11 protein-coding genes are annotated in these 12,827 nt (G+C 70.9%); 8 read left to right on the top strand and 3 right to left on the bottom strand.

Translation table 11 applies throughout. From position 1 onward, the window contains the following. Window positions 1–209 precede the first annotated feature (209 nt). Window positions 210–1,238, top strand: coding sequence for a 6-phosphofructokinase (locus tag ACO03V_RS10565; RefSeq protein WP_387055986.1), 1,029 nt, complete (start codon window positions 210–212; stop codon window positions 1,236–1,238). Window positions 1,239–1,488: 250 nt separating this feature from the next. Here the strand turns inward: ACO03V_RS10565 and ACO03V_RS10560 are convergent, their stop codons facing one another. Both ACO03V_RS10560 and ACO03V_RS10555 read right to left on the bottom strand, forming a co-directional pair. Beyond that, the gene (locus ACO03V_RS10560) at window positions 1,489–2,382 is read right to left on the bottom strand and encodes a hypothetical protein (RefSeq protein WP_423137556.1); all 894 of its coding nucleotides are present in this window, start codon (window positions 2,380–2,382) and stop codon (window positions 1,489–1,491) included. A 278-nt stretch (window positions 2,383–2,660) separates the two neighbouring features. Further along, window positions 2,661–4,775 carry a S9 family peptidase gene (locus tag ACO03V_RS10555; protein ID WP_423137555.1) on the bottom strand — a complete coding sequence of 705 codons (2,115 nt, stop codon included), beginning with the start codon at window positions 4,773–4,775 and terminating at the stop codon, window positions 2,661–2,663. 232 nt (window positions 4,776–5,007) lie between these two features. Between ACO03V_RS10555 and ACO03V_RS10550 the strand changes: the two genes are divergently transcribed. From ACO03V_RS10550 to ACO03V_RS10535, 4 genes are all read left to right on the top strand, one after another. Continuing rightward, window positions 5,008–6,237 carry an inorganic phosphate transporter gene (locus ACO03V_RS10550; RefSeq protein WP_367730416.1) on the top strand — a complete coding sequence of 410 codons (1,230 nt, stop codon included), beginning with the start codon at window positions 5,008–5,010 and terminating at the stop codon, window positions 6,235–6,237. Further along, a complete protein-coding gene (locus tag ACO03V_RS10545) occupies window positions 6,234–6,563 on the top strand; it encodes a peptidase (RefSeq protein ID WP_423137554.1) in 330 nt (109 codons plus the stop codon). The genes ACO03V_RS10550 and ACO03V_RS10545 overlap by 4 nt, the downstream gene beginning before the upstream one ends. A gap of 31 nt (window positions 6,564–6,594) precedes the next feature. After that, window positions 6,595–7,494, top strand: coding sequence for a phosphodiesterase (locus tag ACO03V_RS10540; RefSeq protein WP_423137553.1), 900 nt, complete (start codon window positions 6,595–6,597; stop codon window positions 7,492–7,494). Between the two features lie 192 nt (window positions 7,495–7,686). Further along, a complete protein-coding gene (locus ACO03V_RS10535) occupies window positions 7,687–9,153 on the top strand; it encodes an aspartate ammonia-lyase (RefSeq protein ID WP_367730422.1) in 1,467 nt (488 codons plus the stop codon). Between the two features lie 76 nt (window positions 9,154–9,229). Here ACO03V_RS10535 and ACO03V_RS10530 read toward each other — a convergent pair whose 3' ends face one another. After that, window positions 9,230–10,096 carry a fumarylacetoacetate hydrolase family protein gene (locus ACO03V_RS10530; RefSeq protein ID WP_423137552.1) on the bottom strand — a complete coding sequence of 289 codons (867 nt, stop codon included), beginning with the start codon at window positions 10,094–10,096 and terminating at the stop codon, window positions 9,230–9,232. Window positions 10,097–10,180: 84 nt separating this feature from the next. On the opposite strand from ACO03V_RS10530, the gene ACO03V_RS10525 reads away from it, so the two are divergent. The 3 genes from ACO03V_RS10525 (at window position 10,181) to ACO03V_RS10515 (ending at window position 12,582) form a co-directional block, all read left to right on the top strand. After that, a complete protein-coding gene (locus ACO03V_RS10525) occupies window positions 10,181–11,341 on the top strand; it encodes a PrsW family intramembrane metalloprotease (RefSeq protein ID WP_423137551.1) in 1,161 nt (386 codons plus the stop codon). A 167-nt stretch (window positions 11,342–11,508) separates the two neighbouring features. Beyond that, on the top strand, window positions 11,509–11,874 hold the full coding sequence (locus tag ACO03V_RS10520) for an FKBP-type peptidyl-prolyl cis-trans isomerase (RefSeq protein WP_367730428.1): 366 nt from the start codon (window positions 11,509–11,511) through the stop codon (window positions 11,872–11,874). Window positions 11,875–12,021: 147 nt separating this feature from the next. Beyond that, entirely contained in the window at window positions 12,022–12,582 is a 561-nt protein-coding gene (locus ACO03V_RS10515) for a YceI family protein (protein WP_367730430.1), read from the top strand. The last annotated feature ends 245 nt before the right edge of the window (window positions 12,583–12,827 follow it).

Raw genomic sequence — 12,827 nt, 5'->3', positions numbered from 1 at the left:
GAACGGCGGCGCGCCGGGGCGGCGGCTCGGTCCGACGGCGTGTCGGGTGCGGACCCCGCAGGACGGCGGTGGCGGGGGAGGACCGGGGACGCGAGCCGGTGGCATCCCTCCCCTCCCCGCCGTGTCGCACCGGACTCGCCTGCGGCGATAGGGTCATAAACGGCAACGGCGCCGCCCCCTCACCCGAACCACAGCGAGGAATCCAGCCAATGAAGATCGGCATCCTTACCAGCGGCGGCGACTGCCCCGGGCTCAACGCGGTCATCCGCGGTGTCGTGCTCAAGGGGACCACGAACTACGACATCGAGTTCGTCGGCATCCGCGACGGGTGGCGCGGCGTCGTGGACGGCGACTTCTTCCCGCTCACCCGCCACGAGGTGAAGGGCCTGTCCAAGGTCGGCGGCACCATCCTCGGCACCAGCCGCACCAACCCCTACGAGGGAGCGCGCGGCGGCGCCGAGAACATCTCGAAGACCATGTACGGCCACCGCATCGACGGCATCCTCGCCATCGGCGGAGAGGGCACGCTGGCCGCGGCCGACCGCCTGTCCAAGGACGGCATCAACGTCCTCGGCGTCCCGAAGACGATCGACAACGACCTGCGCGCGACCGACTACTCGTTCGGCTTCGACACCGCCGTCAACATCGCGACGGATGCCATGGACCGTCTGCGCACCACCGGCGACTCGCACCAGCGCTGCATGGTCGCCGAGGTCATGGGCCGTCACGTCGGCTGGATCGCCCTGCACGCCGGCATCGCCGCGGGCGCGCACGTCATCTGCATCCCCGAGGTGCCCATGTCGATCGAGGAGATCGTCGAGCAGGTCACCCGCGCGCACGACCGCGGCCGCGCGCCCCTCGTCGTTGTGTCCGAGGGCTTCAAGCTCACGGGCATGGACGAGGCGTTCAGCGACAAGGGCCTCGACGCCTTCAACCGCCCCCGCCTCGGCGGCATCGGCGAGATGCTCGCGCCCGAGATCGAGCGTCTGACCGGCATCGAGACCCGCGCCACCGTGCTCGGTCACATCCAGCGCGGAGGCTCGCCGTCGGGCTTCGACCGCGTCCTGGCGACGCGTCTCGGACTGCACGCCGCCGACGCCCTGCACGAGGGGGCGTGGGGCCAGATGGTCGCGATGCGCGGCACCGACATCGTGCGCGTGCCCTTCGCCGACGCCCTCGGCGAGCTGAACACCGTGCCGCTGTACCGCTACGAGGAGGCCGCCGCGCTCTTCGGCTGACCCCCGTCTCGACACGCCCCGTCCGCCTCGCGTGGGCGGGGCGTGTCGCAGGTCGGCGCTCAGATCGCGGGCGCGTCCCAGGTCGGTCCCTCCGTCATGCGCATGTCCCACTTTGTGCAGTTCTGGGAGCCAGAACCTGCACAAAGTGGGACACGCTCGCTGGGCTGAAGGAGAGGTCAGCGCTTCCGTCGCTACCGTGTCCCACTTTGTGCAGCGCGAGGCACTGGAGTTCGCACATCGTGGGACACGGTCAGCCGGACCACCCCGCACGCCGGAGGGCGTCGCGGACCTTCTGGACGGCCCGCCGCCCCCCGCCCCGCATGTGATGGGACAGGATGCGCACGTGATCCCATCCGCATGCGCGGATGGCATCCCACCGGTCGGCGTCGCGTGCGAACTGCCGCAGGTCCTCCGCGTGGACGCGTCCGTCGTACTCGGTGGCGACCTTCCAAGGCGGATACGCCAGGTCGAGCTCGGCGACGAACCTCCCCGCGACATCGCGCAGGATCCAGGAGATCTCCGGCTCGGGCAGACCGTTGCGAACGAGCAGCAGTCGCAGATACGTCTCGGAAGCCGAGCGAGGCCCGTGACGGCTCAGCGAGAGAGCGCGCCGAAGTGCGTGCCGACGGGTGTCGCCCATCATCTCGATCTCTGCACGGAGATCGTCCGCATCGATGACAGGGCGCATCTCCGTCAGGAGGAAATCCGCCGCAGCGACCAGGTCATCGATCTCCCACAGCGACGCACTTTGCCGCCATGCACGCACGGGATCTTCCACCGGCCAGCCTTCCGGGGTATGCCACAGAGTCGGCTCGCGGGTCTGCAGCCGATGCCCGTGGATGCCGGGAACGCGCGGCTCGCGTCGGGGGCGGTGAGCCGAGACGTGCAGACCCACGACATGTGGAGGTCGCGGGACCGGCGCTCCGAGCAGAGCCAGCGCGGTCTCGTGGCTGAAGAACTGTCCCTTGCGGAGCCGGGGTGCGTACTCGGCGGCTCGAGCTCGAAGGTCCCTGCGCCCGGGCGGCGGTGCGGACGAACGGATTCCGCTGTGGGGGGACCGCAGTCCGACATGGCGCAGCGCGAAACGTGAGCGGCCGTGAGCCATGGCATCCCGAACGGAGAAGATCTGCGGCACATCGGACATCGGTCGAGTCTGACGGCCGGGAGACGACGGACCGCGGGCGGAACCCTCGATTGTGGACGGTGACGCCGTCCCGCCCGCCGGGGAGAAGAGATGGGGCGGACGCCCGCGGGGCGTGTCCCACTTTGTGCGGCTCAGGAGGCTGAAACCTGCACAAAGTGGGACATGCCGGGAGAGGGGACGGTGGTGGGGCGGACGCCCGCGGGGCGTGTCCCACTTTGTGCGGCTCAGGAGGCTGAAACCTGCACAAAGTGGGACATGCCGGGAGAGGGGAGGGAGGGCTAGTCCGCCAGGCCGAGCACGTCGAGCAGCCAGGCCAGTTCGAACGCCCGCTCGTGCCAGGAGTTGTAGCGGCCGCTGACGCCGCCGTGCCCGGCCACCATCTCGCACTTCAGCAGCGCGTCCGCGCCGACCTCGCGCAGGCGCGCGACCCACTTCGCCGGCTCGACGTACATCACGCGGGTGTCGTTCAGCGAGGTGACGGCGAGGATCCGCGGGTAGGCCGCGTCGGAGCGGACGTTCTCGTACGGCGTGTACGACTTCATGTACGCGTACACCTCGGCGTCGTGGAGCGGGTCGCCCCACTCGTCCCACTCGATGACCGTGAGGGGCAGCGACGGGTCGAGGATCGTGGTCAGGGCGTCCACGAACGGCACGCTCGCCAGCACCCCCGCGAACAGCTCCGGCGCGAGGTTCGCGACGGCGCCCATGAGCAGGCCGCCCGCGCTGCCGCCCTCGGCGACGAGGCGGTCCGGCGTCGTGTAACCCGCGGTGACGAGGTGCCGCGCGACGGCGACGAAGTCGGTGAAGCTGTTCCGCTTGGCGAGGATCTTGCCGTCCTCGTACCACTGGCGCCCCATCTCGCCGCCGCCGCGGACGTGGGCCACCGCGAAGACGACGCCGCGGTCCAGCATCGACAGGCGTGCGACCGAGAAGCCCGGGTCGATGGAGTGCTCGTAGGAGCCGTAGCCGTAGAGGTGGACGGGCCGTGGCGCGTCGCCGGGCTCGCCGAACGAGCGCTTCCACACGAGCGACACCGGCACCTGCGTGCCGTCGTCGGCGGTCGCCCAGACGCGGGCTTGGCCGTAGTCCTCCGGGTCATAGCCGCCGAGCACCGGCTGGCGCTTGCGCAGCAGCAGCTCGCCCGTGGCGATCTCGTAGTCGAACACCGTCCCGGGCGTCACGAACGAGCCGTAGCCGAGCCGCAGCAGCGGCGGCGCCCACTCGCTGTTCGAGGACTCCCCGACGGTGTAGAGCGGCTCGTCGAAGGTGATCTCGGTGACGGAGCCGTCCTCGTACGACAGCAGACCGAGACGCTCGAGCCCTCCGCTGCGGTAGCCGACGACCCCCCAGTCGCGGAACGTGTCGACGCCCAGCAGGCGCTCGCCGCCGCGGTGGGGGATGACGACCTCGCGGGCGCCCTGCGGATCCGCGGCGGACACCTTCACCAGCTCGAAGTCGAGCGCACCGTCGTTGTGCAGCACGTAGAGCACGTCCTCGCCGTCCACGACGGCGTGGGAGGCCGAGTACTCCACGCCTTCGCGCCGCGGCCACACGGGACGGGGCGGCTGCCGGAGGTCGGCGGCATCCACGAGGAGCTCCTCCGACGTGATGGACGAGCCGACCTCGATGACGAGGTACTTGTCGCTGCGGGTGAAGCCGGCCCCCACCCAGTAGCGCTCGTCCGGCTCGTGGAACAGCTTCGTGTCGTCCGTCACGGGCGTGCCGAGCTCGTGCAGCCAGACGGTGTCGGGGCGCCAGGCGTCGTCGACGGTCGTGTAGACGATGAAACGGGCGTCGGGGGAGAAGCTCGCGCCCGAGAACGTGCCGGGGATGACGTCGGGGAGGTTCTCGCCCGTGCGCAGGTCGCGCACGCGCAGGGTGTATCGCTCGTCGCCGGCGACGTCCACGCCGTAGAGCAGCAGGGTGCCGTCGTCGCTGACGTTGTAGCTGCCGAGCGAGAAGAACTCCTGGCCCTCGGCCTCGACGTTGGCGTCGAGGAGGACCTGCTCGCCGGGGACGGGCTCGTCGGGGACGAGCTCCGGGGGCGTCCAGTCCTCGGGGGATGCCAAGGGCGCACGGCACTGGATCCCGTACTGCGCCCCCGCGACGGTCCGGCCGTAGTACCACCAGTCGCCGCGGCGCGTGGGCACCGACAGGTCCGTCTCGAGGGTCCGGCCCTTGATCTCGGTGAAGATCGTCTCGCGCAGCCCCGCCAGGTGGGCGGTGCGTTCGCGCGTGTACGCGTTCTCGGCCTCGAGGTGGGACGTGACGTCCGCGTCGTCCTTCGCCCGGAACCACTCGTACGGGTCGTGGAAGGTGTCCCCGTGATGCGTGCGCGCGACGGGGCGGCGGTCGGCGACGGGCGGGACGGGACGTGCGTCGGTGTCGGTCACCCCTCCACGCTAACGCTCCGTCGCGCGCCGGGGCGGTGCGGATGATGGATGCCGCCGGCTCGGTCCTCCGCCGGTCCGGTGCCGCGTCCGCGTCCGGTTTGACCGCGGTGGGGCACGGTGCGAGGATGACTGCGCGACCGTCGGTGAACGAGGGTCGAACGTCAGGTGAACTCTTCGTTCGTCGCGCCGATCCCGTCGGCATCCCTTCCCCCTCCCTCACGGAAAGCGAACGGTGGAGAGCGCAGCCCTCGTCATCGTGCTGGTCATCGCGCTGGCACTCTTCTTCGATTTCACCAACGGATTCCACGACACCGCGAACGCGATGGCCACGCCCATCGCCACGGGCGCGTTGAAGCCGAAGGTCGCGGTCCTGCTGGCGGCGTGCCTGAACCTTGTGGGCGCGTTCCTGTCGACGGAGGTGGCCAAGACCATCTCCGGCGGCATGATCCGCGAAGACCAGATCTCGGCGGACATCTTCCCGTCGATCATCTTCGCCGGGCTCATCGGCGCGATCACGTGGAACATGCTGACGTGGCTGCTGGGCCTGCCGTCCAGCTCCTCGCACGCCCTGTTCGGCGGTCTGATCGGGGCGACGCTCGTCGGCGTCGGCGCGATGGCGATCGACGCGGGCGTCGTGCTCAGCAAGGTCATCCTCCCCGCGCTCATCGCCCCGCTGACGGCCGGCATCATCGCCTTCACGGTGACGAAGATCGCCTACGGCGTGACGCGTCGCTACGACATGAAGGCCGACGGACGCGACGGCTTCCGGTGGGGGCAGATCTTCACCTCGTCGCTCGTGGCCCTCGCGCACGGCACGAACGACGCCCAGAAGACGATGGGCGTCATCACCCTCGCGCTCATCACGGTCGGCTGGCAGTCGTCGTCGAACCCGGACCCGCAGCTGTGGGTGATCTTCGCCTGCGCGATCACCATCGCGCTCGGCACGTACATGGGCGGGTGGCGCATCATCCGCACGCTCGGCAAGGGTCTGACCGACGTCAAGCCGGCGCAGGGGTTCTCGGCCGAGACCTCGACCGCCGCGACGATCCTCGCCTCGAGCGCCCTCGGCTTCGCGCTGTCGACGACCCAGGTGGCATCCGGTTCCGTCATCGGCTCCGGGCTCGGGCGCCGTGGCTCGACCGTCCGCTGGAACACCGTCGGCCGCATCATGATCGGCTGGGTGCTGACCCTGCCCGCCGCGGGCGCGGTCGGTGCCGCCGCCGCGCTCATCGTCGTCTGGCTCGGCGGCTGGGGCGTCGCCGTCGACGCCGTCATCGCCGTCGCCGTGATCCTCGGCCTCTTCCTGCGCTCGCGGCGCGACGAGGTCACCTCGGCCAACGCGATGAGCGAGGTGGCCGACTCGGGCGCCGCGGTGAAGGTGCCGCGCAAGCCCGGACCGACGTGGCGGCAACGCCGCGTCGAGCGCCAGGCGGCCGGACGCGGGGGAGAGGGCGACGCATGATCATCGACTGGGAGGCCTTCCTGCACGTCTTCGTCGCGGCGCTCGTCGGCGCCGTGGTCGTCGTCGGGTTCTACGCGCTGGGGCTGCGGCTGCTGGTCCGCGGCGGACGCCCGCCCGTCGTCGCCCCGGCGGAGTTCACGGATGCCATCACGGTGCTCACCGACAAGCAACGGCGCCGCGCGACGAAGGCGGCGGCCAAGGCCGCGGCGAAGAACCCGCTGAGCGAGGAGCAGAAGCGCCTGTCGCTGATCGGGGCGTTCGCGTGCTTCGGCGTTTGCGCGGCGGCGGTGCTCGGCGCGCTGCTGCTCATCCTGTTCAACCACTGACCCCTCGGACCCTCCGGCCTAGGCTGTGGCCATGGCATCCGTGCAGTTCGGTCAGCACGCGCCCGCCGCGCGCGTGATCCTCCACCTCAGCGACACGCACCTGCTCGGCGGCGACCGTCTCCTCGGCGACCGGTACGACACGGCGCGGCACCTGCAGCGGACGCTCGACGCCGCCGAGGCGACGGGGGTGCGACCGGATGCCGTGGTCTTCACCGGCGATCTGACCGACCTCGGCGAGCCCGAGGCCTACCGCGCGCTGCGCGACGCCGTGGAGCCGTGGGCCGCGCGCCTGGGCGCTCCCGTGGTCTGGGTCGCGGGCAACCACGACGAGCGGCCGGCGCTGCGGCAGGGGCTGCTCGACGCCGAGCCCAACGAGGAGCCGGTGACCGGCGTCTGGGACCTCGGGGGGCTGCGCCTCATCGCGCTCGACTCCACGGTTCCCGGCTGGCACCACGGGGACCTGGACGCGTCCCAGCTCGCGTGGCTGCGCGACGTCCTGGCCGAGCCGGCGCCCCTCGGGACCCTCCTCGCGCTGCACCACCCGCCCCTTCCGACGCACATCCCCTTCTTCGACATCCTGGAGCTCCGCGATCAGCCGGGGCTGGCGGCCGCCATCGCGGGCAGCGACGTCCGCGGCATCCTGGCGGGGCACCTGCACTACTCCACGTCGGGCACGTTCGCCGGCATCCCGGTGAGCGTCGCCGCCGCGTCCTGCTACACGATGGACCTCGCGCGCCCGGCGGACGAGGTGAACGGGATGGATGCCGGACGGTCGTTCCATCTCGTGCACGTGTGGGAGGACACGGTGACGCACGCCGTCGTCCCGGTCGTCGACGCGGAGGGGTCGGACTACTTCTCGCCGGAGTGGGTCGCGCGCATGGCGGCGATGTCGCCGGCGGAGCGGCTCGAGGCGTTCTCGCGCAAGCGCTGACGCGGCCCGGCGCGGTGACGCTGTCCGGCTCCGCACCGCCGCTCCTGGTGCCCGCCCGACGGCATCCGAGGATGTACGGCGTGGACGGTGCCGATCGGGGGACCGGCCGCAGCGGCCAGCGACCCCGGATGCCGCTGTCGTTAGGCTCGGGACGACCCTGACCGCCGTGACGACACCCCACGAGGACACCGAATGGCACTGGACGCGATGACGCGCACCCGCACCGAGACCGACTCCCTGGGATCCCTCGAGATCCCGGCCGACGCGTACTGGGGGATCCACACCGCGCGGGCGCAGGAGAACTTCCCGATCGCGAAGCGGCCGATCTCGGTCTATCCCGACCTCGTGCGCGCGCTGGCCATGGTGAAGCAGGCGTCCGCTCGGGCCAACGCGGAGATCGGCGTGCTCGACCACGACAAGGCCGTCCTCATCGACCGCGCCGCGCAGCGCGTCATCGACGGGGAGTTCCACGACGAGTTCACCGTCGGCGTCATCCAGGGCGGGGCGGGCACCTCGACCAACATGAACGCCAACGAGGTCATCACGAACATCGCCCTCGAGATGGCCGGGCGGGAGAAGGGCGACTACGCGTTCCTCTCGCCGATCGACGACACCAACCGCAGCCAGTCCACGAACGACGTGTACCCGACGGCGATCAAGGTGGGGCTCTCGCTGACCCTGGTCAGCCTGCTCGAGGAGCTGCGCCTGCTGCGCCAGTCCTTCCTCGACAAGGCCGGCGAGTTCCACGACGTGCTCAAGGTGGGCCGGACCCAGCTCCAGGATGCCGTGCCGATGACCCTCGGACAGGAGTTCCACGGGTTCGCCACGACCCTCGGCGAGGACTACAACCGCCTCACCGAGAACGCCTATCTCCTCTACGAGATCAACATGGGCGCGACGGCCATCGGCACGGGCATCACCGCGCACGCCGGCTACAGCAAGGCGGTGCTCCGCCACCTGCGGGAGATCACCGGGCTCGACCTCGAGACGGCGACGGACCTCGTCGAGTCCACGAGCGACACCGGGTCCTTCATGTCGTTCTCGTCGACGCTCAAGCGCAACGCGATCAAGCTGTCGAAGATCTGCAACGACCTCCGCCTGCTCTCCAGCGGCCCGCAGGCCGGTCTCGGCGAGATCAACCTGCCGCCGCGTCAGGCCGGCTCCAGCATCATGCCGGGCAAGGTGAACCCCGTGATCCCCGAGGTGGTGAACCAGGTCGCCTTCGCCGTGGCCGGCGCGGACACCACCGTGACGATGGCCGTCGAGGGCGGGCAGCTGCAGCTGAACGCCTTCGAGCCCGTCATCGCGCACTCGATCTTCCAGTCGATCACCTGGATGCGGCAGGCGATGTGGACCCTGCGGGTCAACTGCGTCGACGGCATCACCGCCAACCGCGAGCGGCTCGGCGCGATGGTGGGCTCATCGGTCGGCGTCGTGACCGCCCTGACGCCGTTCATCGGCTACGCGGCGTCCGCGGCCCTCGCCAAGACCGCGCTGCTGACGCACCGCAACGTCGCCGACCTGGTGGTCGAGGCCGGACTGATGTCGCGCGACGAGGTGACGAAGCAGCTGTCGCCGATGAGGCTGTCGGGCCTGCAGGCGATCACCGAGGCGATCCCGATCGTCCGCGCCGCCGACAGCGTCGTCGAGGAGGACTGAGCCGCATCGGCACCGCCCGCGGTGTCGGCACCCCGCTCCGGCCGGAGCCGGTGCGGGCGACCGGCTCGCGCCGCCCTCAGTCGAGGATGCGGCAGTGCGTCGTGAGCTCGCCGATGCCGTCGATGCCGACCGTGACGGTCGAGCGGTCGCGCAGGAAGATCTGCGGGTCGCGCGAGTAGCCGGCGCCCCCGGGGCTGCCGGTCGAGATGAGCGTGCCGGGCAGCAGCGTCGCCGACTCGGACAACCGTGCGATGAGGGTCCGCACCGAGCGGACCATCTGACCGGTCGAGGCGTCCTGCACGGTGTGCCCGTCGACGACGGTCCAGATGTGGAGGTCCTGCGGGTCCGGGATCTCGTCCGCGGTCACCACGAAGGGGCCGGTGGGGGTGAACCCGTCGAAGGACTTGCAGCGGGACCACTGCGCCTCCGAGAACTGGATGTTGCGCGCCGTGATGTCGTTGACCACGGTGTAGCCCCACACGTGGTCCAGCGCGTCCTCCTCGGACACGTCGCGGCCGGGGCGCCCGATGATCACGCCGAGCTCGGCCTCGTAGTCCACCGCCTGGCTGAGCGAGCGCGGCCACGACGTCGTCGCGCCGTGGGCGGTGAGCGAGTTGGGCCAGAGCACGAACACCGTCGGGCCCGCGTCGGTCTTCAGCCCCAGCTCGCCGGAGTGGGCGGCGTAGTTCAGCCCCACCGCGAGGATCGACGGGGGAGCGAGCACGGCCGAGGCGAACTCCACGCCGGACAGGGGATGCCGCTCGCTCGTGGCCGCGGCATCCCGGACCCGGTCCAGCAGCTCGTCGCCGCCGGCGATCAGGGCCTCGAGGGTGGCCGGCGCGCCGTCGAAGAGCTCGTCGACGAAGGTGAGCTCCTCGCCGTGGACGCTGACGAGTCGAGGGGCTTTCGCCGCCTCCCGGGGACGGACGTGGGCGAAACGCATGCCTCCACGCTATCGCGAACGGTCCGGGCCCCCGGGCGCGCAAGCCCCGGAAGCCCCGGTGTCGAACGACCCTAGGCTGAGCGCATGAGCTACCCCTCTCCGCTGTGGCAGCCCGGCGCGGGGGAACCGGCCCGCATCTCGGACGCGCCGCGTCCCCCGGCTTCGGCGGCCCCGCCGCGCCCCCGCCGGTCCGGTCTCGCGCTCTGGATCGTCGCCGCGCTTCTGCTGCCGGTGCTCGGGGTGCTCGTCGTGTACTTCCTGCGCTTCCTCGGGCCGGCCGCCTCGATCCTCGGTCTCGTGCTCGCGGCGGTGCCCTTCGCCGTCGTGTGGTTCGCGGTCCGTCTGATCGACCGATGGGAGCCCGAACCGCGTCGGCTCCTCCTCTTCGCCGCCCTGTGGGGCGCCGTGGCATCCGTCGCCTTCGCCCTCGGCGTCGACCTGGTCCTGCAGCTGACGGTCGGCGGGCTCGGCGCTCCGGTCAGCTCGGTCATCCAGGCCCCCATCGTCGAGGAGGTCGGCAAGGGCCTCGGGCTGCTGCTGCTGTACGCCGCCGCGCGCCGCTCGTTCGACGGGCCCGTGGACGGCATCGTCTACGGCGCGCTCATCGGGGCCGGCTTCGCCTTCACCGAGAACATCCAGTACTTCGCGATCAGCTTCATCGAGGGCGGCGCCGTGCAGGTGAGCACGACGTTCTTCCTGCGCGCGATCCTGTCGCCCTTCGCGCACGTCATGTTCACGAGCCTCATCGGCTTCGCGTTCGGACTCGCCGCGCGCCGGTCGCTCTCCACCGGCGCGGCGCTGCGCTACGGCCTCGTCGGCCTCCTCGGGGCCATCGTGCTGCACGGGCTCTGGAACGGCTCCGCCGTCCTCTTCGACTTCTTCGAGCTCTACGCCACGCTGCAGGTGCCGCTCTTCGTGCTCTTCGTCCTCGGCATCCTGGTCCTCCGCCGAGAGGAGGCGCGACTCACCCGCGCACGGCTGGGCGAGTACGCCGCGGCCGGGTGGTTCACGCCGCAGGAGGTCGACATGCTCGCTACCGGCGCGGGGCGTCGCTCGGCGCTCGCGTGGGCGCGCACCCTGCCGGGGGACCGGACGGCGGCCATGAAGCAGTTCATCGTGGATGCCACGGCTCTCGCGGCCGCGCGCCAGCGCTCGCTGTCCGGTCGGGATGCGCAGGCGCCCGCCGAGGAGCGCCGGCTGCTCGAGCGGACCGGCGCCGCGCGGGCGACGCTGCTCGCCCGCTGAGGCCCGGGCGCACTCCGACCGGCTCTTGACACTCCTCGGAGACAGGAGCACCATCGAAGAAGACCAGCTCAGCGCCCGGGAGACACGCAGGCATCGCCGCGGCACCGGGCGCTGAGTCTTTGTCCAGGGGGGTTCGAGCCCTCGCCGGGGCGTGCTTGGATGGTCTCATGACTGATCGCACCAAGCCGGAGTTCGACGCTCCGACCGGCCCCGCCCCCTCCGACCTCGTCGTCCGCGACATCATCGTCGGCGACGGCGACGAGGCCAAGCCCGGCGACACCGTCGAGGTGCACTACGCCGGTGTCGAGTACGAGTCCGGCGAGGAGTTCGACTCCTCGTGGGGCCGCGGCGAGAGCATCCAGTTCCCGCTGCGCGGCCTGATCCAGGGCTGGCAGGACGGCATCCCGGGCATGAAGGTCGGCGGGCGCCGCGAGCTCGTCATCCCGCCGCACCTGGCCTACGGTCCCGCCGGCGGCCACTTCCTCGGCGGCAAGACCCTCATCTTCATCATCGACCTGCTCAAGGTCGGCTGACCCGTCGTCATCTGACGTTCACGAACCCGAGGAGGATCCGTTCCCCCTCGGGTTCGTGTTTTTCCTCGATCGTGGAATACATTCGTGTGAATGGGAGTTTGATCCTCCCAGGACGCCGACACGGCTCCCGAGACCTCAAGGAGTGACATGACCGACACCACCACCCTCGACATCCCCGGTTACAAGGCCGGCACCTGGGTCCTCGACCCGGCCCACAGCGAGGTCACCTTCTCGGTGCGCCACATGATGATCTCGAAGGTGCGCGGCACCTTCGGCATGAAGAGCGCGACGATCGTCGCCCCCGAGAACCCCCTCGAGGCCACCGTCGAGGCGTCCGTCGACGTCACCTCGGTCGACACCAAGGATGAGGGTCGCGACCAGCACCTGCGTTCCGCCGAGTTCTTCGACGTCGAGACCTACCCGACCATGGACTTCCGCTCGACCGGTGTCCGCGTCGAGGACGGCGACTTCCTCGTCGACGGCGACCTGACCATCCGCGGCATCACCAAGCCCGCGACCTTCTCGCTCGACTTCGGCGGCTTCGGCACCGACCCGTGGGGCAACTACAAGGCCGGCGCCACCGCCAAGACGGTCGTGAACCGCGAGGACTTCGACCTCACCTGGAACGCCGCGCTCGAGACCGGCGGCGTGCTCGTCGGCAAGGACGTCACCATCGAGCTCGACCTGCAGCTCGCCCACCAGGCCTGAGCCTGATCTCGAAGGTCCCGGATGCCATGGCATCCGGGACCTTCGTCGTATCCGGTGTCGGGTGGGGGAGGGGATGCGGGGAAGGGAGGGGCTTTCGCCGGTCGGGGGTCCTCCCTCCGCGACATGTCCTCCCGCCGCGGACGGCGCCTGGTGTCGGGTGGGGGAGGAGATGCGGGGAAGGGAGGGGCTTTCGCCGGTCGGGGGTCCTCCCTCCGCGACATGTCCTCCCGCCGCGGACGGCGCCT

The organism is Microbacterium sp. HMH0099 (assembly GCF_049384025.1).
Lineage (GTDB): Bacteria > Actinomycetota > Actinomycetes > Actinomycetales > Microbacteriaceae > Microbacterium.
This window is presented reverse-complemented; position numbering and strand designations above follow the sequence as displayed.

Coding starts and splice junctions, on each gene's coding strand:
- ACO03V_RS10565 (WP_387055986.1), top strand. CDS start 210: ATGAAGATCGGCATCCTTACCAGCGGCGGCGACTGCCCCGGGCTCAAC.
- ACO03V_RS10560 (WP_423137556.1), bottom strand. CDS start 2,382: ATGTCCGATGTGCCGCAGATCTTCTCCGTTCGGGATGCCATGGCTCAC.
- ACO03V_RS10545 (WP_423137554.1), top strand. CDS start 6,234: ATGATCATCGACTGGGAGGCCTTCCTGCACGTCTTCGTCGCGGCGCTC.
- ACO03V_RS10540 (WP_423137553.1), top strand. CDS start 6,595: ATGGCATCCGTGCAGTTCGGTCAGCACGCGCCCGCCGCGCGCGTGATC.
- ACO03V_RS10535 (WP_367730422.1), top strand. CDS start 7,687: ATGGCACTGGACGCGATGACGCGCACCCGCACCGAGACCGACTCCCTG.
- ACO03V_RS10530 (WP_423137552.1), bottom strand. CDS start 10,096: ATGCGTTTCGCCCACGTCCGTCCCCGGGAGGCGGCGAAAGCCCCTCGA.
- ACO03V_RS10525 (WP_423137551.1), top strand. CDS start 10,181: ATGAGCTACCCCTCTCCGCTGTGGCAGCCCGGCGCGGGGGAACCGGCC.
- ACO03V_RS10520 (WP_367730428.1), top strand. CDS start 11,509: ATGACTGATCGCACCAAGCCGGAGTTCGACGCTCCGACCGGCCCCGCC.
- ACO03V_RS10515 (WP_367730430.1), top strand. CDS start 12,022: ATGACCGACACCACCACCCTCGACATCCCCGGTTACAAGGCCGGCACC.